The sequence below is a fragment of the Paraburkholderia solitsugae genome (assembly GCF_013177695.1).
In the GTDB taxonomy this organism is placed as follows: Bacteria; Pseudomonadota; Gammaproteobacteria; order Burkholderiales; family Burkholderiaceae; genus Paraburkholderia; species Paraburkholderia solitsugae.
In genome coordinates this window covers 1-19,214 of record NZ_WOEY01000185.1, presented here as the reverse complement: position 1 = coordinate 19,214, position 19,214 = coordinate 1, and the positions used below count along the sequence as shown (strand labels likewise).

The window sequence follows — 19,214 nt, the reverse complement described above, 5'->3', positions numbered from 1 at the left end:
CGCGGCTCCCGGCGCACCGATAAATTCTGCGACGGACGTCCGCTGTCACAGCGATACTGTTGAAAAAGTCGCTGCGTGGCCTCTTCAATTCGCTCGCAAGAAAGTCGACCTCTCAGATCGACCTACAAACCGCTCGCGAGCACCGGTCAAGGGTAAGGACCCCTGAAAACGGCTCTGTCAACTTGGCGGGCGTAGACTACCTGCGTAGCTAAAGGGTAGTTCCTTATCAGATAACTTCATCGACTGCGGCAGTAACAGTCCAACCATGCCATGTGGCGAAGCGTTCTTTGAGTACGGCACGATGACATGCCGCGTTCATCTGATGTCTGGCAACGCGAAGTGCTGCCGGATTGGGCCGAAGCATGAGAGGAACGCCTGCGTGCGACGCGCATCGCGAAAGCCGCACATCTGGCGTTCGCGCCGGCGGGTCGGCTGGTGGCTCTTCTCGGCACGGTTGTTCACGCGTGCTGCCGCTTTGACAAAGACGTGTTTTACATGAGCGAGCTCGGGAATGTCAGCCTTTGCTGCGGGATAGCTGCGCAACTGGTCGGTAACGATCTTGCGCGGCAGCGGGTTTGAACGCAGCACCCTCCGGAAGAAGCGCTTTGCCGCGGCCTTGTCGCGCCGCTTTTGCACCAGCACGTCGAGTTCGGCACCATGCTCGTCGACCGCTCGCCACAACAGATACGGCTCGCCGCGCAGGGTCACGAACATTTCGTCCAGATGCCATGTGCTACCCGGCTTGCGCCGCGCCGCTTTGGCACACAATGGGCGAATCCAGCGCCGAACTTGTCGCACCAGCAACGGATCGTTTCGTATGTGACCACGACACCACGCTCGAGCAACAATTCCTCAATGTCGCGAAGGCTCAGGCTGAACCGGAAATGCCAGTGAACCGCGCAGCTGATGACGGCGGCAGGGAAGCGGTGACCGTGATAAAGCGATTTCGTTTTCTTCATCACTTCATTCTACCGCCGCCTGCCCGTCAAGCTGACAGAGCCGTTGAGAGTCTCGTGAATGTCTGGTGCCGCACTTGCCATCGATCGTGCGCCGTCAGACGGACCAAACAAGAAAGTATGATAGGCCTTGGATCGCTGGTTGGCTGCGCGCAGCCAACTGGTCACTTCACCTTTTATTCGAAGGGCCCTTCACCTCCTACGATCATCTGCAGCGCGAAAAGTCCGCTGCCATGTTCGACTGGGCGTCGAGCGATCCTGTCGAAGTGGTATTGCGTCGATTCTCTTCTGGAACGTTTGCCAAGGGCCGGCGATTGATCAGTAAGCGCCGAACAGCCGGCCGAGTGCGGCCAGAACCCGGCTCTGTTCGGGTTTGAGCGTTCCGGTCGCAGGACCAAGCTCACTGGTTCTGATCGCGCCGAGGAATGGCGTTTCCAGTATGAACTTTTCTCCGCCGATCTCTACGATCGGTGCCAAATCCTGGGCGACCTCACCGGGTGTGTAATTGCCAGCCACGCGTGTCAGCGGAATAACGACCCGCGAGATCAGACTGCCCAGATGATCGCTCTGCACATCGAGGAGGTACGGCGATTTCGCCCTGGACCTCGATGAAGGGTTGTTGTACAGATCAAAACGGGCCATCAGAACATCCGGTGTTCGCCGAGCGGCAAGCCGTCGTGCTCGATGCGTGCGTTCATCTCGGCAATGAAGCCCGCGTGCTGGGCCGCCCACGCGCGCGCTTCGGCCTCGTGGACTTCCTCGCGCAGACCCCGTTCGCTTGCGCGCGAGATGTTGACGTCCAGCTGTTTCGCGCGGTCAAGCAGGTCGGTTGGCAACGACACGTTGGTGGGTTTGCGCGTAGCTTTCCGCGCGGGTTGAGATATGGCCGGTTCGCCAGACTGCCGAATTTGTGCGGAAATCATGTGCAGCTCCTATGCGCATAAACGTGCGCATAGTATCGCACATCCGCGTGTAGGCGGAGCGGCGGTCGTTGGTTCACTTAACCTTGTTCCCGCGCGTGGCCAGTCGAATTGCGGCTGGCAAACATGTCGGGAACAAGTTTGCTTCAAGAGGCTTTGCAGCAAGTTGTTTCCCAGACCAACGCTTGAGGCGATTTTGTGGCTTTTCCGGCAGGCCACAAGTGCAGCGCCGAATTCAACACCGATAAAGCGTTCTTGTTTGAGGGTGCGCCGTGCGGTGATGGGGCGGCTGGGCTCGCGGTGTCATGCGGGGATAGGGCAGCGCATTCATGGCGACCAATCAACTGGTGTCGAACTGCAGCGTATTTTCTGGATGGGCAAATCGAGCCCCCGATGACAGCTCACGAGCGGTCCAGCCTGATTCAGGACTTCGCATAAAACTGAATTTAGTCTATATTCTGTCTGATTGTGGTGACGAACGGAGAATCGGACATGCGCCTGGCAGACCACGTAAAGCCAATCAGCTACCTCAAAAGCGACGCAGCGCAGATCGTCAAGGATTTGACGGCTTCTGGCGAGCCGCTGCTCATTACGCAAAATGGCGAGGCGAAGCTCGTCGTGCAGGACGTACAAAGCTACGAAGACACCCAGCAAACGCTGGCGTTGCTCAAGATCCTGGCCTTAGGCCAGAAGGACATCGAGCAGGGAAAATTCAAGGATGCTGATGAGTTTCTTGCCGAGCTCGACGACCTTGACTTGAAGGAGAAAATCCGCTGATGGGGCAGGCGAAGCTGAAGCTCCTGATTCTGGACGAGGCGCAGGAGGATACGAAGGATTTGCGTCGCTACATCCTCAAAAGCTTCGGTGCCGGGACGTGGAAGCAGACGTCCGCGGAATTGACCGTCACGTTTAGCAATATCAGGCAGTTCCCACAGAGCGGTTATGTACCGGCTGAGCTTGCAGAGTTCGGCGGTCTGAATTTCCGGGAAGCCTTGAGCGGGCAGAATCGGGTTATATATGAGGTGCGCGACGACACGATTTACATTCACGTCGTCACCGATACGCGCCGTGATCTACGAATGTTTCTCCAGAAACGACTATTGCGTTCTCGCTGGTAAATTCAGCCTTATAGGTAGGTGTCTTCACGCTGTAGTGCTGGACCACTCGCCAGATGGTGGTACACGCGCTCCCGAAAAAGCTCACCATAACGGAGAATGTTGATTTCCAATACGCAACTAACCGTCTGTATCGATTGCGTACATCTCAAAACGCAAAACCGCCTGCAACACAACGGCCGCCAGAAAATAGCATGCACGTACGTCGCCTGCCGGTTATCAAGAACGGATACCTGGTGAGGCTGAACTGTTGCGTCATTGACGATTGCGCTGCTTTCAACTTCTGGTAGATTTATCGCTGAGCGGCGCAGTACAAATACAAAGACCGCGAATAATATTGCCGAGGTATGTCATGGAGGTTCTTGATCGCGCGCCCGCTGTCTCGCCGGACGGAGGCACCGTTGTTTTCATGCTGTCGATCCGCGGCCGCGAGGTCGAAGCCGCGGTTGCACGTGACGCGCTCGAAGATTACTTCTGGCTACCACGCAATGCGGACGCAACGCGGACACTCAGGACGTTTGAAAACGGGCGTAACCGCATTGTCGCGGTCGCCCAGAGAAAGTTACTTGCGCGACCCTACGAACCGCTGCGGCTGACCGTCAACGACTTCGTGACCCGGTAACCGACCGTTGGCTGACGGTGACTGTCGTGTCGACGTGCATCTAATAAGCACAGAAAAAGCACGTTCGTTCAAATGTTGATTCTTGGCACCTACGGCGAGGCGTTGCGCGACCAAGGGAATGGCCAATGTCAGCGTTTATCGACGCCTGAGTAATGTTTTGCGTATCCGCGATGCCTCAAGTATCTGGCATAAGCTCCGACAACTGGTTCGAGTACGCCGTTCCGTGCGCGATTGCGTGCGACGACTTCAGAAACGTCTTGCGTGGTCATGGTTGCTCTCCTCAGAGATGGCGGTGAAGCCATCTGAGAAGAGCACGATCCGTTATGCGAAGTCTATCGTTGCTGAGGCGCTACCCGGAGTCCAAAAAATTCGGGCGATCGCACCTGGGAACGACAGACAAACCATGCATAATCCCGGGGCGTGCATAATAAGTCGACTCCACAACCACGCCGGCAAGATCTCCGCAGTGAGGCGCCAGCGCCGCGAGGATTGCACCAAGCTCATTCGGCAGGCAACGTTGCAGTACGATCCGGTCTTCGGCATCACTGACCACGATCACACTGTTGTTCGAGTGCGGGTCTATTCCGCAGAACTTCATGTCGGCCTCCGTCAGGTCAAAGGGTTTGTTTCACTTTGACTCTACCCCTGCGCCTCTCGACGTGAGGTTCAGGCCCGCTACATGATTATCAAGGCCTTGCTGGGTCATCGTGCCCATCGCCCCGTCCAGAATCGGGATGCGCGACTGCAGAAGCGCAGGCAGCGCGGCACCAGGTGTATAGCTCGTGGGGAAAGAGTGAGAGGGGGACGATTTGGGTCCGAATTCATGGCAAAGGCTTTCTGTCGAGCCACTCGGAGTCCCAACACTTTACGCGACATGGCAAGCGGCGACCTCCCGCGCAGCCATCGAGACGAAAAGTACTACGGACTGACCGAACTCCCGCTCTCGGAGGTCATCCACGGTTCGCAGGCTTTTCTTCAATCTCTGCCGGAATCTGTCGCCGGCTGGAGGTTTCGTCAAACAGGCGAGGGCGTGAGTAACGAAACCCTTTTCGAAGTGAGCAGAGTCACTATTCATGTGCGGACATAACAGTCATTCCGTATGGGCATCTCGATCTCGATGAAATCGTCCAGTACGTGATATGCATTCTGAACGCACACCGGGTTCGCGTTGTCACTTAGGATAGCGATTGATACTGACATCCATATCATTGAGCCATGCGAGGCTCTTCAAGATCAGCGTGCTGTCCTAAAGTGGAGACTCCTGACCTACCTGCCAAAGGAGTGTTGCAATGAGCCGTATCACCGGTCCAGGGATTGCTTCCGCCACCGGTGCCACCGCTGAAGTCAACGCCCAGATCAAGAAGGCCGTTTGCAGCGTTCCCAATCTGTTTGCCGCGCTGGTGCGTTTCGTGCGCACCCTGCGGCAATCCAGTGGCGCGATCCGCGTGGACGAATTCGCGGCGATCAAGGCGGCCGGCTATACCGACCGGCAACCGGTGGAGATCACGTTGGCCATCGCGCTGACCGTGTTCACCAACGCTTTCAACCGCATTTACTACACTGATCTGGAATTCCCGCCGGTGAAGTGGGGTGACGGCCGGGCGGTGAGAGTAGGCTGTATGCGTCCGGTCACTTGATATCGATCTTATGGAGGGCTTTGCAATGACAGCGGAGACATTCGATTTCGTGGGCTCCAAGGGCGATCGCCTTTCCGGCCGCCTTGAACGTCCGCAGACTACGCCGCGCGGCTGGGCAGTGCTTGCTCACTGTTTCACATGCGGCAAGGACAGCCTTGCCGCAACGCGCCTCGCCCGCGCATTGGCTTCGAATGGTATCGGCGTGCTGCGGTTCGATTTCGCAGGATTGGGGAGCAGCCGCGGTAGCTTCACGGAGACGACTTTCGCCGCGGATGTTGAGGATGTGTTGGCGGCGGGGCGTGCGATGGAGGCTGACGGCAAAAAGCCGGGCCTTTTAGTCGGGCATAGCCTTGGGGGAGCCGCAGTGTTGATGGCGGCCGGCGAGATGCCGGGTCTTCGTGCAGTGGCGACGATTGGTGCGCCATTTGACGTCGCTCACGTTCTGCATCAGTTTGATCCGGTCAGTCTTGAGATGATCGAGACCGCGGGCGAAGCTGAAGTGCTTCTTGGTGGCCGGCCATATGTGGTTCGCAAAAGCTTCGTCGACGACGCCCGGCGTCACGATCTGGGGGCGCGAGTTGCGCAACTGCGACTACCTTTGCTGGTCGCGCACTCACCCCGTGATACGACCGTAGGCATCGACAACGCGGCGCGCATCTTCGCTGCCGCTAAGCACCCGAAAAGTTTCTTTTCATTGGACGATGCAGACCATCTGCTCACACGTCGCGCCGACGCGGAGTACGCCGCGTCGATAATTGCCACCTGGGCCAGCCGGTATCTCGGGGCGCCGGTGGCGACCGTGTAAGCCAATTCGAAATGTGTTAACCCGTATGTGGTATCGATACGTATGCATGGTAGCTCAGCTGCCGCCCGGTCACTAAGATTTGATAGCACACTCAATCGCGCGAGAGTCTCGCAACTCAACGACGCCTGGTGTCGATTTTCAAATCAGGCTTCGACGACCGTTCTTACAAACGTTTGACAAATCACGTTGCCGGCACATTCTCCGGTACCTGCTTGTGGCGCGCAAAACGACTGTAGCTGTGACCCGGCGCTTTGAAGCATAAGTCGCTACATCAATTGACAGAAGGTGAGAGAAATCGTACTTCATTTTAATGTGGCGGAAACGAGCAATTGTGGCTATCGACACCTCGCGTTGCTTGGTGGTCGATGGTAGAGATTGTCGGGTTCTGCATTCGGAAGCTCACACCGTATGCAGCTGACGCGATCGCGCCGTTGATCCCGCACAGCCCGTTTATGAACTGGTTGGGGGTGTTCGGGGTGAGGGAGGCGAAGATCGTCGGGGGCATCGAACTGCTCACCGCGGCATTGTTGATTATCGGATCGACGATTCCGCCAGCGAACACAAAGAATGATGAACTCCCAATCAGAATGCGGCCCACTGAACAACTTCCCCCAGACTTTTCAGCTTACCCATCGCCGGTCATCAGTTTGGTTCGTTTCGAAAATTTTGACATTATTAAACTGGAGTCCTACATACTTGATCATAGAACAGGCGCCGCAGCGGCGCCTTCGATACAGCGGTAGTGCGCGAACGGCCTAGAAGCGAACGCGCATGCCAGCGGTCACAGCGACTTGGTTGCTCGTCGCCGAGGCGCCACCGCTGCTGGTGTTGTTGATCATCGCGCCGATGCTTTGGCCATTCAGACCTTCACGGTTCATCACGTGTTGGTATTCGCTTTGCAGGTATACGGTCGTGTGCTTCGATAAGTAGTAGGCAGCTTGCAGGTTGATCTGCCCCCACTTCGGCTGCGAACCCGAGCCGAAATTGGCTTGCGTATACGTGTAACTGCTTGCGAAGCTGATTGCCGGTGTTAGTGTGTAGTGGCCGTTCAATTCAAAGTTCTGGAAGTGAACGCTGTTGCCATCAAAAGAGATGCTCTGACCGGCAGTCGTCGGGTTGATGCCGAAACCTTGCGTCAGGTTCGTTTGCGAGTATACGAAACCAATCACTGCCGGACCGATTGCGTAATTCGCGCCGGCGCCCCAGGTTTGCTGGCGGCCGGCGAGCAGTGTGTTGTCGCCACTAACCGCGCCTGCGCTGTTCACCGAGCTAAGCGCTGCGGCGGGAGTGGAACCCGACAGGCTGTTGTTCAGTTGCAGGTACGCCGCCGCGACGGTCAGGTCACGGTATTTGTACGTTACACCTGCGCTGTACGCGCGGTTGTTCGTGAATTGGCCAGCGGTGTTCGAGAAGGCGTACGCGGCCGCGAAATTTAAGCCGGCGTAGTTCGGGCTCTCATACTTGACGGAGTTGTTCAAGCGGAACGTATTATCCAGGTTGTCGTTGTCGAACGGATGAGTCACGTACGTGCCGCCGTACTGCTGGCCCGACAGCGCCAGCGGTTCGACGTAGTCGACCATGATGTCGTATTGGCGACCGAGGGTCACCTTGCCGAATCGATCGCTATCCAGCCCTACGAACGCTTGACGGCCGAATTCGCGGCCGCCTTGGCCGAGCGTACCGTTGGTGGTGCTGAAGCCGTTCTCCAACGTGAAGATAGCCTTCAGACCGCCGCTGAGGTCCTCGGCGCCACGCATGCCCCAGCGGCTGGAGTTGACCGCGCCGCTCGTTTCTTGCCAGTTGGAGTGGCCTTTCACGTTATTCGTGTATGTGATGCCCGCGTCGATCAGGCCATACAGCGTGACGCTGCTTTGTGCGTGTGCAACTGTTGCGAATGCACCCGACAGAGAAACAAGCAGAAGAGTCCTTTTCATGTTTGTGATCTCCAGGAAAGGCGGCTTTGTTAGCCCAATTTTATGGAAGCTTGTGTCACTCAATCATGCGTGGCAGAGGGCAGTCACATGACTGCGTTGCGGCGCGCAAAGCGCTCCGTTGACCAGACAAGTCGGAGCGCGTAAATGGATCGTCGCTATTGGAGATATACGCAATAACCTCCTGAAGGTTCCTTGCGCAGCGCGCCATATGCTTGGGCTGTTCGACTCCGAGCATGATGCGTATCGTGCATTCGTCGAACGCCACGCCTCCATCGGTAGGCTTCTGTACACCGAGCAATCGCACGGCGATCGAGAAACAACCGGCTTCGACGACGCGTACGAATGTTCCCAATGCCGCAAGTTGGTCCACCACCTTTCTCATTTAGGAAAGCAAAATAGCGGGTTGGAAGTCGAACATCAGGCTGTTTGACGCAAAACGTCGGCGGGATCACCTCGCGCAGGTATGTTGTGCATGCGTATGAAACCAATCAATGGCAACCCATTGCTCAAACAACATCGATAGTTCCAGACGGTGGAAAGGGCACGAGATCTGATTCGCAATAGATTCGCGAAATGTCATTCGGATTCAGGCTTTCGTGGCGCCGCTGCCGTGTCGATTCGATGCGGCAGGCCTTTCGCAGGACAATCCGGTCGTGGCGCTCTACGCGTCCGATCTACCAGCGCGTCTTTCTGAAGGATAGGAATTTGGCCCTGCTTAAACAATATACATAGGTATCGTGCCGATATCGCAATGGGTAATCGGTTGCAGAGCAGCGAATCTCCCCAAGAGTGCGCCGCAACGTATATCGACTAGATACTTATGTATGTTGTCTGCCCCAGATCCAGTCACTAACATTTGATCGCGTTGGCCAGCTACGCGATCGATTCGAGCCGACGAGTTATGCGCCTATAAATGGGAGTTTTCGACATGCGACAGAAACTGCTGTTTTCCCTATTAGCGGCTTGCGCCGTGCTTTATGCAGGCAGTGTGTACGCGCAGAACGCCGATGTCCCGGCCGGCGCAATGGCGCCTTCGAGCAAGGCGGCCATGAAGGCTGCAGATCGTCAAATGGCGCATGCTGTACAGAAAGCGTTGTGGCACACCCATCAACTTAAGACCGCGGACATTTCGGTATTCGCCCGATCGGGCGCGGTGACGTTGGCAGGGAGTGTGCCGGACGCAAGCCAGATAGACCGTGCAGGGACAATCGCTGCGAGCGTGCCCAACGTCAAATCGGTCAACAACCAACTGACGGTCCGACTTGAGGGCGGACAATGACACATTGCCATTTTTAACTGCGAGGCCAATGCGCTCGTCCGCGTCATAGCAATGTCGCGGTCAACCGCGGTGACGCCGACCAGTGGCTGGTCGGCTCGTGTGTTTCCCGCGAGACGTCGTGCGGAGAACCTCGTCTACGCCGTCGCAATCGGTGATAGGACAGTACCGAACTATCAGCATGGGATTCCCGGGATGCGGATGGATTTCCCGCTGCACCAAAGGTGCCGGGATAAGCGTTGCTGCATGGCGCGCGTCCTGCGCAAAGGGTGTTCACCGTTTTTTGGTGGTCTTTACATCAGACCAATACGGAGTGGGATATGTCTAAGGTCGAGCATTTCGAAATAATGATTCTTGGCAGTGGGCAGGGAGGAAAACTCCTTGCCTGGAATCTGGCGAAGTCCGGTAAGACGGTCGCGGTCGTGGAACGTCAATGGGTGGGCGGTTCGTGCCCGGCGGTCGCTTGTCTTCCCAGCAAGAACGAAATCTGGAGCGCGCGGGTGGCCCATCTCGTCCGGAATGCGAGCCACTTCGGCGTGAAGACAGGCGCCGTAACGATCGATGTCGGCGAGGTACTTGCGCGTAAGCGCGGCATGATCGAACGTGAGGTAGCGTTTCATCTCGGAGCGTACCAGTCTAGCGGCGCGAGTCTCGTAATGGGCAGCGGGCATTTCGTCGGTCCCAAGACGATCGAAGTGCAACTGAATGAAGGGGGAACACGCCTGCTAAGTGCGGACGAGATAATCGTAAATGTTGGTTCTCATGCGGCGATACCTGCAATTCCGGGACTCGAGGCGGCAAAACCTTTGACACATATCGGAGCGCTCGATCTCGATTACGCGCCCGCGCACCTGATCGCACTAGGTGGAGGGTACGTGGGGGTGGAGCTGGCTCAGGCATATCGCCGCTTCGGCAGCCGCGTGACGATCGTTCAGCGTGCGCCACACCTGGTTCCGCTCGAGGATGCCGATACCGCGGACGAATTGCAGAGGCTCCTACGCGATGAAGGCATCGATGTGCTGACGACGGCAGAGACGGTGAGCGTCGTAGGATCGTCGGGCGAGTCAGTTCGGGTGACGGTGCGGACACCGGAAGGCGAGCGCGAGATCGAAGGCAGCGATCTGCTTGTCGCGACCGGGCGCGTTCCCAATACCGCCGGAATCGGCCTCGACCAGGCGGGGGTGGAACTGGACGAGCGCGGTTACATCCGCGTGAATGAATACCTGCAGACGACTACGCCAGGTATATGGGCCATTGGCGAGGTTGCAGGTAGTCCGCACTTTACGCATGTATCGGTAGACGACTTCCGGGTAGTACGGGACAACCTTACCGGCGGAAAACACAGCACGCGCGACCGGCTCGTGCCTCATACAGTATTTACGGATCCGCCTCTCGCTCGAGTTGGAATGAACGAGCGGGAGGCGCAACAAAAGGGAATTGCCGTTCGCGTGGCGAAGCTCCCGATGAGCAATGTTCTGCGGACCGAGGCCACCGACGAGACGCGAGGCTTCATGAAGGTCCTCGTGAGCGCGGAAGACGACAGCATTGTTGGCTTCTCGATGATCGGCTCTGAAGCAGGTGAGGTCATGGCGGTGATTCAGACCGCAATGCTAGCGAACCTCCCCTATACGCGACTGCGTGATGCGATCTATTCACACTTGACTATGGCCGAAGGTCTTGGCCCACTGTTCGCGAATGTATCGGAACGGAAAACGAGGTGAGAGCGTTTAGTCAGGAAACGCGGCATACCCAATGACGACGACGTGCACAAGCGGCGAGATCATCATTCGATTGCGTCGTCGTCCAACCCCGGACAGTGCTTGGACAATCAGGTGGAAAAGGGCAGCACGACCCGAACAGGTCGTGCTGCACCGGGAACGCAGAGATCCGCCGAAGGTCTTTTGACGGCACATCCTCGCCGGTCATATGCTCGTTTTCTTCGTTGCCACGAATATGCGGCTCGGTCACGTGTAGATAGGCGAGATCGTAGTCGTTCAGGCGCTTTGCCACGTAACCGAACGTCGCATGCGGGTCGAGACCGTGTGGAAACTCCATTCTTTGCCGCTGAACGCCAGGGCATGGGGCAGGTGGATCGAGTTTGGTAGGTCCAGCTTACGCTACAGTGTTTGAGCGTACGGAAGACACGCTCAACGGTACTTCGGCGGATGGTCATTGCATCGGGCTTGCGGTCGAGCCGGCGCTGCATGGCTTCCAGGATATTTTCGTGCTCCCATCGTCGAATGCGGCGATAGTTGCTGGGCGAACATCGATCCTTCGGAGGGCAAAGCCGGCAGGCACTGGGCCAGTACACTCGCAGAGTCATGTCGTTCCCAACGGCATTGAATCGATGAACGGTTCGCTCGCCGGCAGGGCATCGATACAGATCGTTTCTTGACTCGTAGACAAAGTCAGCCTTCGTGAAGAGACCTTTCTGCATTGATGCGGAGGTGAGTGATTTGGGGACGTACGCGCTGATCCTGTTCAGATCGCATGTCCGTATCTGCGGGCCGCTGAAGTAACCCCAGTCGGCAACAACCTTCAACTTCGGTTTGCCCATCGAGTTGTTCGCAGACTAGGCGATGAAGGCGTTTTCGCACAGGCCGCTATCGGACATCGTGGCGTACGAATCCCTCGACGAGAGACGGACGCCCACCTGGTCCGGCCCCCAGACGGCCACGACAGCGTCGACGACTTCGAACAGGAAGCGCGCGCGGTTCTTGATCGAACCGCCGTATTCGTCAGTGCGGTGATTGGACTCGCCAAGCAGGAATTGGTCTTACAGATAGCCGTTTGCCGCGTGCAGCTCGACACCGTCGAAGCCTGCCTCCTTCGCGAGTTTCGCGCTGTGGCGGAATCGTTCGATGATGCCTGGGATCTCGTGCAGTTCGAGCGCACGCGGCCCGACGAGGTCGACTTCGGAGATATTACCCTTCTCGTCGCGAATCGCAGCGTACTCGCGCGAACGCAAGGCGGATGGAGCGATCGGTGTCACCCCGCCGGTGTTCACCGGGTGAGCCTGACGTCCCGCGTGCCAGATCTGCAGGAAGATACGTGCGCCTTTGGCATGAACGGCGTCGACGACTCGCTTTCAGCTTTTGGCGTGCTTCTGGGTGTAGAAAATATCTGAACTCGTCAGCAGGACGCTCGCTCTGATCCTCAATTGAGCATGGAGGCGCTCGTAGCGCAGAGAAGCGACCGTAGGTCGTCGAATTCGTGGGGGCGTACCCAGCCGAGGAACGAGTGGATCCGGCGCGACGTGATGTTCCGCAGTACAGAAACCGATACAAACGTATGTTGTTACCCGTCGATCCCATCGCTAACATCGAGTCATGTAATTCGACGAGTACCGTTCGTTAGCCGTAACGGACAGTCACTGTACCCAAGCGTCGTGGCTGGTTCCGTGAGGCTCGTTGCTTCGACGATCGGTTCCGTGATGTCGAGCGCCACGTTGGTTACGGAAACATCGGTTTTGCTTAGCACATCGGGTTTCACGCTGACTTGGGTAACGACATTATCAGTCGTATCAATTTTTATGGAGCGGATCCTATCGAAGGACGTAGTGTTGTTCGGGGTAAGCATCCGGCTGGAGATTGCTTCTTTGAAGCGCCTGTAGAGGGTGCCGGTGGTGTATCCGCTCGCGAGCAAATGTTGAGAGTCGAGTCAATGGAGTACTCAATGAGCATACGAAAAAGTATTTCGCGTTACGACGCGGTTTCCGCGTCGGTAGGTATGCGCGGCTACAGCCCCGCACCCAATGGCGTGGACGATTCGTCATTGACGAACATTGAACCGGATTTGCGTTGGCGTCACATTACGATGGTGCTGAATACGTGCGTCGACAAAATCGATATTATAAGCAGTCCAACGAGAAGAATTCGAAACGAATATCGGGCATTCGCTCGTAGGGACTGCTCTGGGCGAAACGCGAAGATTGAAGTTCTCGATCGTCCGACGCCGATGAGGGTGGTGCTTTCTTGGCGTGATGCGACTAGCTGCAGTTACGGTTATCAGGTCTGGAACAAGGGAGTAGCAAGACGATCGGGAATGTGTGCGATGAGCAGCGCGCCGATACGTAGGGGTGACACCATCTTTCGGCCTGCATTGTACACCGCAATACCGGCGAATGCCTCGGCGATGATTCTCGCAATATGCATAGATGCACATGAAATCGAGGCGTGACGCCCGACGGCAAGCGGCATTTTTCGGCGATGTTCCATCCCCACGGATGTCGCGCCAGTGCGAGGACGACCACCTCCCGAGTCTCGAGGCCCGGGGATTCGCGGTGCGCGTTACGGGTGATATGAAGTTGATCGGGTCTAGACAGCGAGTGCGGCATTCAACAACATTCAGGCCGACGATACGGAAATGTGCTGGATCAGCTCTTTGCAATTGGCGCGTTGGTGACCGTAGCACTCTTCAGAAGCCTGACGAGAACCGGGAAGAACCTAGACGTGTCAACCAGCTCGATCTTGCGCGCTGTCATGATGCACGAGCGCGACATACAGATGCGACTTCTGCACAGGATAACGCGTAGTGTGACGCTGAGCGAAGGCGCCAGAGCGTATTTCGAAAGCTGCGTGAAGGCACTCGACTTGCTGGACGAGGCAGCACGCTGCGTCTCGTGCGAAGAGAGGGGCGACGGTGGAGAACTGCGAGTCGCCGTTCATCCGGTGGTCATGTGCGATTTGCTTCCACGTCTTCTCGGTCAGTATCGTGAGAGGGCGCCCGAGGTATCCGTAGTCGTGCAAATCGTCGACCGTTCTGTGAATATGGTCGACGATAGATTTGATCTCGCTATTCTGCCTTCGAGTCTGGTCGATCAGGGAAACGTATATCGGCAAATGTTGCGAGCTATGCGGCGCGCCCTCGTGGCGACATCGGCCTATCGCAAGGCGCGCTCGAGGATCGAGCATGCGTCAGACCGTTGCGGACATGTCCTGTTGCTCGAGTCTCATTTGCGCGAACGTGAGGAGCCGATGATCGAGGTGGTAGATGGGACCGAGCGCGTCGAGATCGCGGGGATACACTGTTGGACGAGACGTGCCAGCATTTCTATGCCTGACATTTCAGACATACAAATATCCGAAATGAGACGGGCAGTCTCGATCGCCTTGGGCCGGAAGGAGTGCCGCGATATTTCGATGGAATCGGGGCGATCGGTGCAGGTACCTGCACCTCGCCTTTTGGTTATGCGAATTGATCCGCGTTTCAGAGTGCCTTTTCCTGATTCGACTCTATTCGGAGTGCCTCCGCTTTACGAACGAGATCAGCGACCGACCTTGCCTTCATTTTCTTCATCAACTGACCGCGATAGACTTTCACCGTGATCTCGCTGAGAAGCATTTCAGCGGCGATCTGCTTGTTCATCAAGCCGGCGGTAACGAGAGCCATGACCTGCTGTTCGCGTCCCGACAACGACGCATAGGCAGCGCGCAACGACGCGATCGATTCCTCGGCTGCGAGGCGCTGGCGGTCGCGCGCCAGCGCCTGAGAGACAGCGTCCAGCATGTCCTGATCCCGAAAGGGTTTTGAAAAAAAATCAAGCGCCCCGGCTTTCATGGCCTTCACGCACATCTCCATGTCCCCGTAACCGGTCATGAAGAGGATCGGCATGTGCAGCCCGTGTGTGATCATTTCCTGCTGAAAGGAGAGTCCACTCTCGCTTCGCAATCTGACATCTAGAATCAGGCAACTAGGGACCTTGGATTTTTTGAACTCGAGAAACGCTTGTGGCGACGCGAACGTCTCGACCCGCAATCCGACCGAACGAAAGAGAGTGTCCAACGAAGCCCGCATCGATTCATCGTCGTCGATCACGTATACGATGGTGGTGTTCGCCACACTGCCGTCTCGTTCAGCAAAGTTGGGAGCCATGAAGAAGCCTCTTGAGCCGGTTGACCAATACAGCGGAAGGGACAAGTGCCCGGCAGTATGTTTTCGATTTTGATGTCCGACCGTCGGCATCCAGTGAAAACCTCATTCGGAACGGTGGAAATTGTAGCGGTCCCATCACGCTGGCGCACATGGCCGTTCGTTTGGCCCGGACGCGCAGCGGTGTCTGGAGTCGCTCAACAATGAAACCCTCGGATACGTTGTCCTGCGGGCGTTGAACGGGTCAGAACAATACCGATCGGGATGCGCAGCGTTGCCACTTATAGCGGATTGTCTGCCTTGGAGAAGGTCTTCGAAGCGGTTCCACATAGGATTGCTGACTTGTAGTCAGCACAGTAATGTGCAACGGCATAAGCTGGTCGCCTAACCGCTTGGTTTCGTACCGCACTCGTACCGCACTCGTAACGCACTCGTAACGCACTCGTAACGCACTCGTATCGCGCGACGTGATGCAAATCGTGGGCGCTATTTCGGCTACCGATAGTCTCCATCTGTTTTCGATGGTCCCGCTAATGGGACTGACACTGCCGATCTCTGATCACATGACCCTGAGACGCAAGATCGATGCCACGAGCCACAGGCGTATGCCGGCGAGTCTTGTGTTTGATAATGTCCGTTTGTGACACGCGACTCAAAGAGACAGCGGTAGGAGCCGCGAGACACCTTGACGTCGGAAATTGACGATCTATCGTCGACGCAACGGTCGAACGACTACAGTACGCGCAAACGAAATCGCGCTTATGATTATTTGCGTGATGCAAGGAAGGTCCGCGGTGAGCGGGGCATTGAAACGATCACGAGCCAAGCATGCATGAACTGCACTGCGGTTCGATTTTGATCTACTCGGGTATGGAGGGTCATCGAACGCCGCTGAGGTGGATCTTGGATTTTTCGAGATCATCATGGTAAAGACAAAGGTCATCCCGGTAAGCAATAGGTGATCTATGGGCGTAGGTAGCCGGCCTTCCTAATTGCGTTGCAACGACTTTTCATAAACCAGCATGATTTAAAGAAGGATTTCAAATGAAGATCGCTGTTTTGGGGGCTGGAGGTGTTGGAGGCTATTTTGGTGCTCGCCTTGCAGCGGCAGGCTTTGACGTTACATTCGTGGCACGTGGCAAGCATCTTGAAGCTATGCGGACGAACGGCTTACGGGTGATCAGCCCGCTCGGCGACGTTACGGTGGAAGACCCGAAAGCGGTCGACGATATCAGCAAAGTCGGTACTGTGGATTTGGTCCTCGTCGCCGTAAAACTATGGGATACGGATACGGCAGCGCAGTCACTCAAACCTTTGGCGGACCAGGGCGCGGCGGTTTTGTCCTTCCAGAACGGGGTGCATAAGGATGAGATCCTAACCAGGTATTTGCCGGAGAAATCGATTCTTGGCGGCGTTTGCTACATTGCTGCGGTGATTTCCGAGCCGGGCGTGATCGCGCATAGCGGCACGATGCAAAAGTTGACGTTCGGCGAATATGACGGCACCCAGTCTAAACGTGTCCAAACATTCTATGAAGCCTGCCAAAAGGCGGGAATCACTTCGGAGATCAGTGAGAATATTCGGCGCCTGATCTGGGAGAAATTTGTCTTTCTGGTGGGTCTGTCTGGGACGACCGCTTCCATACGTCGGCCGATTGGCCCGATTCGGGACAATCCCCGAACGCGAGCACTCCTGCTCGACGTCATGCGCGAAGTTGTTGCTATCGGTCGAGCAAAGGGCGTTGATTTGCCGGCGGATTTTGCCGAGGACCGATTGCAATTCTGCGACACGATTCCCGCCACGATGACATCTTCGATGCACCACGATCTGGAGCGCGGAAATCGGATGGAACTGCCGTGGTTAAGCGGGGGGGTGTCGGAATTTGGTGCTCAATTGGGCATTCCCACCCCTAAAAACACGACGATCACGCAGATACTCGAGCTTTACGCCGCTGGCTCGAAGCAATAGCGTCGGACTTAAGTCCAAGCCTGACGAGGTGATAAGACCCCAGCGTTCGCTGGACCTGGAGCCGGCACACGGTCTGGACACCGGTGTGCCATTCATTCATTCATTGCGATGTTGCAACATGATGGCGAACCCTCTGAAACTTCTGTCTCTCACGGCGGTACCCGTCTCGGTACCAATGAGACGTCCGCTTGGAACCAGCGCGCAGACCATTCAAAACGCGCCCCTGTTGCTTGTCACGCTTGAGACAGAGGAAGGCGTTAAAGGATTCTCATACGCGTTTTGTTATCTCGAGTCCGTAGCGCGCGCGCTAGCGAGTATGATCGGCGACTTGAACTGCTATCTCGCCGGTCAAACAATCGCACCGATCGAATTATCGAAATCAATCACGCGCTACTTCAAATTGACGGGTCTCTACGGCCCACTATGCATGATTGCATCCACAATTGACGTCGCCGCCTGGGACGCCTTATCGATTTCCGCAGGCTTGCCTCTTGCCGTCCTCCTCGGCGGCGCGTGTGACCCAATTCCCGCATACAACAGCAATGGCTTGGGTCTGATGGCTCCAGAAATCGCAGCGGATGAGGCAGAGGCACTCCTGGATCACGGGTTTCACGGGGTAAAAATGCGTCTCGGACGCCCCCATTTCGCAGAAGACCTTACAGCCGTTCGTGCCGTACGAAAGCGCCTCCCCGATCACATTTCGTTAATGGTCGACTTTAATCAGGCGCTGACGTTTGCCGATGCCATGCGGTTGTGCCCGGCTTTGGACGACGAAGGGGTGTACTGGATTGAAGAACCCATCAAACATGACGATTTCGGGCATGCAGCTATGGTGGCGAGCGCAACAAGGACACCCATTCAACTCGGTGAAAATTTGGTCGGAGTTGTTCCGCTCTTTGAGGCGCTGAGATCTAATGCGACGGATTTCGTGATGTTCGATTTGGACCGGATTGGTGGCGTTACCGGTTGGCGTCAAGCTAGCGGACTGGCCGCGTCCGCTGGCCGAGAAGTGTCCTCCCATCTTTTTCCCGAGGTTAGCGCTCATCTTCTTTCCGCAACACCAACGAAACACTGGCTGGAGTACGTCGATTGGGCAAACCCAATCCTTGAAAACCCTCTCGAAATCGTTGATGGGAAGGCGAATCTATCGCAGCGGCCTGGCAATGGTCTAAGCTGGAACCCGGACGCGGTAGCAAGATTCCGGATCCAATAGGCTAGATCAAACCGTTTTACGCTACAGGCCACCGTTGACAGGGATCCTTTCCGTCCAACCAACCGTGCGGAGCCATCCTCCAGAGTACCTGAGGTACCTACGCTTGCCGTGCACGAAGTGCGTTTTCGCTATGCGATTCACAGACATCATTTCACTTTCTTGAAGATCGATTTCTTGGCGTGCTTGAGTTCGTGGCTCCGGTAGGAGGCGCGAGTTCAAGCACGCGCCGATGATGTTCGGCAAGGATCTTGTCGATTCGCCATTCGCGGTGCCTGATTCGTTCTTTCTGCTTGTCATACGTGCTTTCCACCTGCTCCGAGAGGGGCGTGATTTCGCTCACTTCTGCGATGCGGTCGACGGGCGTCTTGCCGTCGAGTGAGCCGTGCGGGCAGCGTCAGTTGTAGTCGAACTGCCACTCTTCAATTCGCTGGTCAATCTCGTCCTTGGTCGGGGCATGGTGAAACGAGAATTCGTTCAGGTCAGTCAGCTGTGAACGCTCGACGTTGCCCTTGGTCTTCGCGCGATACGGACGACACACCGGCTCGCCTGCTCGTCCCCCAGATAGCGGCGCACCGTGTTGCGCGGTAAGCCCGTTTGCCTCGCTATCTCTCGCACCGCCGTCCCGCGCCTGGCCAATACAGCAGAGTCGCAACTCAAGGTATTGCTCAATCTGTCAATCGGTAGCCGGAGCGTCCAGGATTTTAAAGACCTCGTCGAGAATACTGGTGCGTTTCCACTGCAAATTGGTTAACGTCAACTATCTTTTCCGGCGTGTTGCCTCACGAAGGAATGTTACCCGACGGATTGTTGTCGTTTCGGTTTCTTTCTTCTTTTCTTTTGGGGTTTGCCGGGCGCGAAGCGCCCGGCCCCCGCCGGCTTTCAACTTTTCCGCGGCTC

General features: G+C 56.5%; 19 protein-coding genes and 5 pseudogenes. 13 read left to right on the top strand and 11 right to left on the bottom strand.

Features of this window, described 5'->3' with window-relative positions; translation table 11 throughout:
• Window positions 1-226: 226 nt before the first annotated feature.
• The 3 genes and pseudogenes from GNZ12_RS43230 to GNZ12_RS43220 all read right to left on the bottom strand — a co-directional run bounded on the left by GNZ12_RS43230 (window position 227) and on the right by GNZ12_RS43220 (window position 1,879).
• Window positions 227-959: pseudogene (locus tag GNZ12_RS43230) on the bottom strand (IS6 family transposase).
• A gap of 315 nt (window positions 960-1,274) precedes the next feature.
• Window positions 1,275-1,598: a CcdB family protein gene (locus tag GNZ12_RS43225; protein WP_172319045.1), complete on the bottom strand. Its 324-nt coding sequence runs from the start codon at window positions 1,596-1,598 to the stop codon at window positions 1,275-1,277.
• The gene (locus GNZ12_RS43220; RefSeq protein ID WP_172319043.1) at window positions 1,598-1,879 is read right to left on the bottom strand and encodes a type II toxin-antitoxin system CcdA family antitoxin; all 282 of its coding nucleotides are present in this window, start codon (window positions 1,877-1,879) and stop codon (window positions 1,598-1,600) included. The genes GNZ12_RS43225 and GNZ12_RS43220 overlap by 1 nt, the downstream gene beginning before the upstream one ends.
• Before the next feature lie 489 nt (window positions 1,880-2,368).
• Here GNZ12_RS43220 and GNZ12_RS43215 point away from each other — a divergent pair, with 489 nt between their 5' ends.
• The 7 genes from GNZ12_RS43215 (at window position 2,369) to GNZ12_RS43185 (ending at window position 6,798) form a co-directional block, all read left to right on the top strand.
• Window positions 2,369-2,653 (top strand): type II toxin-antitoxin system Phd/YefM family antitoxin, encoded by a 285-nt coding sequence (locus GNZ12_RS43215; RefSeq protein ID WP_172319041.1) that lies wholly within the window; start codon window positions 2,369-2,371, stop codon window positions 2,651-2,653.
• Window positions 2,653-2,994, top strand: coding sequence for a type II toxin-antitoxin system RelE/ParE family toxin (locus GNZ12_RS43210; RefSeq protein ID WP_172319039.1), 342 nt, complete (start codon window positions 2,653-2,655; stop codon window positions 2,992-2,994). The genes GNZ12_RS43215 and GNZ12_RS43210 overlap by 1 nt, the downstream gene beginning before the upstream one ends.
• Before the next feature lie 349 nt (window positions 2,995-3,343).
• A complete protein-coding gene (locus tag GNZ12_RS43205; RefSeq protein ID WP_172319037.1) occupies window positions 3,344-3,613 on the top strand; it encodes a DUF1488 family protein in 270 nt (89 codons plus the stop codon).
• Window positions 3,614-3,731: 118 nt separating this feature from the next.
• Window positions 3,732-4,250 carry a hypothetical protein gene (locus GNZ12_RS43200; RefSeq protein ID WP_172319035.1) on the top strand — a complete coding sequence of 173 codons (519 nt, stop codon included), beginning with the start codon at window positions 3,732-3,734 and terminating at the stop codon, window positions 4,248-4,250.
• Between the two features lie 652 nt (window positions 4,251-4,902).
• Complete coding sequence (locus GNZ12_RS43195; protein ID WP_172319033.1) at window positions 4,903-5,250, top strand: carboxymuconolactone decarboxylase family protein; 348 nt, start codon at window positions 4,903-4,905, stop codon at window positions 5,248-5,250.
• 10 nt (window positions 5,251-5,260) lie between these two features.
• A complete protein-coding gene (locus GNZ12_RS43190; RefSeq protein WP_235994093.1) occupies window positions 5,261-6,055 on the top strand; it encodes an alpha/beta hydrolase family protein in 795 nt (264 codons plus the stop codon).
• A gap of 365 nt (window positions 6,056-6,420) precedes the next feature.
• Window positions 6,421-6,798, top strand: coding sequence for a hypothetical protein (locus tag GNZ12_RS43185; protein WP_172319031.1), 378 nt, complete (start codon window positions 6,421-6,423; stop codon window positions 6,796-6,798).
• A 12-nt stretch (window positions 6,799-6,810) separates the two neighbouring features.
• On the opposite strand, the gene GNZ12_RS43180 is transcribed toward GNZ12_RS43185, so the two are convergent.
• Both GNZ12_RS43180 and GNZ12_RS43175 read right to left on the bottom strand, forming a co-directional pair.
• Window positions 6,811-7,989, bottom strand: a complete 1,179-nt coding sequence (locus GNZ12_RS43180; protein ID WP_172319029.1) for a porin — start codon at window positions 7,987-7,989, stop codon at window positions 6,811-6,813.
• Window positions 7,990-8,044: 55 nt separating this feature from the next.
• Window positions 8,045-8,359 (bottom strand): hypothetical protein, encoded by a 315-nt coding sequence (locus GNZ12_RS43175; RefSeq protein ID WP_172319027.1) that lies wholly within the window; start codon window positions 8,357-8,359, stop codon window positions 8,045-8,047.
• Window positions 8,360-8,917: 558 nt separating this feature from the next.
• On the opposite strand from GNZ12_RS43175, the gene GNZ12_RS43170 reads away from it, so the two are divergent.
• Window positions 8,918-9,268: a BON domain-containing protein gene (locus GNZ12_RS43170; RefSeq protein ID WP_172319025.1), complete on the top strand. Its 351-nt coding sequence runs from the start codon at window positions 8,918-8,920 to the stop codon at window positions 9,266-9,268.
• A 317-nt stretch (window positions 9,269-9,585) separates the two neighbouring features.
• Complete coding sequence (locus GNZ12_RS43165) at window positions 9,586-10,986, top strand: FAD-dependent oxidoreductase (RefSeq protein ID WP_172319023.1); 1,401 nt, start codon at window positions 9,586-9,588, stop codon at window positions 10,984-10,986.
• 10 nt (window positions 10,987-10,996) lie between these two features.
• Here the strand turns inward: GNZ12_RS43165 and GNZ12_RS45450 are convergent, their stop codons facing one another.
• The 3 genes and pseudogenes from GNZ12_RS45450 to GNZ12_RS43155 form a co-directional block, all read right to left on the bottom strand.
• Window positions 10,997-11,320: a hypothetical protein gene (locus GNZ12_RS45450; RefSeq protein WP_328806204.1), complete on the bottom strand. Its 324-nt coding sequence runs from the start codon at window positions 11,318-11,320 to the stop codon at window positions 10,997-10,999.
• 34 nt (window positions 11,321-11,354) lie between these two features.
• Window positions 11,355-11,837 (bottom strand): annotated as a pseudogene (locus GNZ12_RS44895) (transposase); the annotation flags it as partial.
• Window positions 11,838-12,338, bottom strand: a pseudogene (locus GNZ12_RS43155) (oxidoreductase); the annotation flags it as partial.
• 572 nt (window positions 12,339-12,910) lie between these two features.
• On the opposite strand from GNZ12_RS43155, the gene GNZ12_RS45740 reads away from it, so the two are divergent.
• Both GNZ12_RS45740 and GNZ12_RS45735 read left to right on the top strand, forming a co-directional pair.
• Entirely contained in the window at window positions 12,911-13,444 is a 534-nt protein-coding gene (locus tag GNZ12_RS45740) for a DUF3331 domain-containing protein (protein ID WP_407947772.1), read from the top strand.
• 188 nt (window positions 13,445-13,632) lie between these two features.
• Window positions 13,633-14,592: a LysR family transcriptional regulator gene (locus GNZ12_RS45735; protein ID WP_172319019.1), complete on the top strand. Its 960-nt coding sequence runs from the start codon at window positions 13,633-13,635 to the stop codon at window positions 14,590-14,592.
• On the opposite strand, the gene GNZ12_RS43140 is transcribed toward GNZ12_RS45735, so the two are convergent.
• Window positions 14,474-15,139: a response regulator transcription factor gene (locus tag GNZ12_RS43140; protein ID WP_172319017.1), complete on the bottom strand. Its 666-nt coding sequence runs from the start codon at window positions 15,137-15,139 to the stop codon at window positions 14,474-14,476. The two genes, GNZ12_RS45735 and GNZ12_RS43140, sit on opposite strands and share 119 nt — an antisense overlap.
• 1,041 nt (window positions 15,140-16,180) lie before the next feature.
• Here GNZ12_RS43140 and GNZ12_RS43135 point away from each other — a divergent pair.
• Both GNZ12_RS43135 and GNZ12_RS43130 read left to right on the top strand, forming a co-directional pair.
• On the top strand, window positions 16,181-17,104 hold the full coding sequence (locus tag GNZ12_RS43135) for a 2-dehydropantoate 2-reductase (protein WP_172319015.1): 924 nt from the start codon (window positions 16,181-16,183) through the stop codon (window positions 17,102-17,104).
• 118 nt (window positions 17,105-17,222) lie between these two features.
• On the top strand, window positions 17,223-18,317 hold the full coding sequence (locus tag GNZ12_RS43130; RefSeq protein ID WP_216673591.1) for an enolase C-terminal domain-like protein: 1,095 nt from the start codon (window positions 17,223-17,225) through the stop codon (window positions 18,315-18,317).
• Between the two features lie 151 nt (window positions 18,318-18,468).
• Here the strand turns inward: GNZ12_RS43130 and GNZ12_RS43125 are convergent.
• Window positions 18,469-18,846: pseudogene (locus GNZ12_RS43125) on the bottom strand (integrase core domain-containing protein); the annotation flags it as partial.
• Window positions 18,819-18,986: pseudogene (locus GNZ12_RS43120) on the bottom strand (helix-turn-helix domain-containing protein); the annotation flags it as partial. The pseudogenes GNZ12_RS43125 and GNZ12_RS43120, both read right to left, overlap by 28 nt.
• Window positions 18,987-19,214 lie beyond the last annotated feature (228 nt).

Bases quoted from the DNA above. Each gene is read 5' to 3' on its own strand.
- GNZ12_RS43225 (WP_172319045.1), bottom strand. From the start codon at position 1,598: ATGGCCCGTTTTGATCTGTACAACAACCCTTCATCGAGGTCCAGGGCG.
- GNZ12_RS43220 (WP_172319043.1), bottom strand. From the start codon at position 1,879: ATGATTTCCGCACAAATTCGGCAGTCTGGCGAACCGGCCATATCTCAA.
- GNZ12_RS43215 (WP_172319041.1), top strand. From the start codon at position 2,369: ATGCGCCTGGCAGACCACGTAAAGCCAATCAGCTACCTCAAAAGCGAC.
- GNZ12_RS43210 (WP_172319039.1), top strand. From the start codon at position 2,653: ATGGGGCAGGCGAAGCTGAAGCTCCTGATTCTGGACGAGGCGCAGGAG.
- GNZ12_RS43205 (WP_172319037.1), top strand. From the start codon at position 3,344: ATGGAGGTTCTTGATCGCGCGCCCGCTGTCTCGCCGGACGGAGGCACC.
- GNZ12_RS43200 (WP_172319035.1), top strand. From the start codon at position 3,732: ATGGCCAATGTCAGCGTTTATCGACGCCTGAGTAATGTTTTGCGTATC.
- GNZ12_RS43195 (WP_172319033.1), top strand. From the start codon at position 4,903: ATGAGCCGTATCACCGGTCCAGGGATTGCTTCCGCCACCGGTGCCACC.
- GNZ12_RS43190 (WP_235994093.1), top strand. From the start codon at position 5,261: ATGGAGGGCTTTGCAATGACAGCGGAGACATTCGATTTCGTGGGCTCC.
- GNZ12_RS43185 (WP_172319031.1), top strand. From the start codon at position 6,421: ATGGTAGAGATTGTCGGGTTCTGCATTCGGAAGCTCACACCGTATGCA.
- GNZ12_RS43180 (WP_172319029.1), bottom strand. From the start codon at position 7,989: ATGAAAAGGACTCTTCTGCTTGTTTCTCTGTCGGGTGCATTCGCAACA.
- GNZ12_RS43170 (WP_172319025.1), top strand. From the start codon at position 8,918: ATGCGACAGAAACTGCTGTTTTCCCTATTAGCGGCTTGCGCCGTGCTT.
- GNZ12_RS43165 (WP_172319023.1), top strand. From the start codon at position 9,586: ATGTCTAAGGTCGAGCATTTCGAAATAATGATTCTTGGCAGTGGGCAG.
- GNZ12_RS45450 (WP_328806204.1), bottom strand. From the start codon at position 11,320: ATGGAGTTTCCACACGGTCTCGACCCGCATGCGACGTTCGGTTACGTG.
- GNZ12_RS45740 (WP_407947772.1), top strand. From the start codon at position 12,911: ATGTTGAGAGTCGAGTCAATGGAGTACTCAATGAGCATACGAAAAAGT.
- GNZ12_RS43140 (WP_172319017.1), bottom strand. From the start codon at position 15,139: ATGGCTCCCAACTTTGCTGAACGAGACGGCAGTGTGGCGAACACCACC.
- GNZ12_RS43135 (WP_172319015.1), top strand. From the start codon at position 16,181: ATGAAGATCGCTGTTTTGGGGGCTGGAGGTGTTGGAGGCTATTTTGGT.
- GNZ12_RS43130 (WP_216673591.1), top strand. From the start codon at position 17,223: ATGATGGCGAACCCTCTGAAACTTCTGTCTCTCACGGCGGTACCCGTC.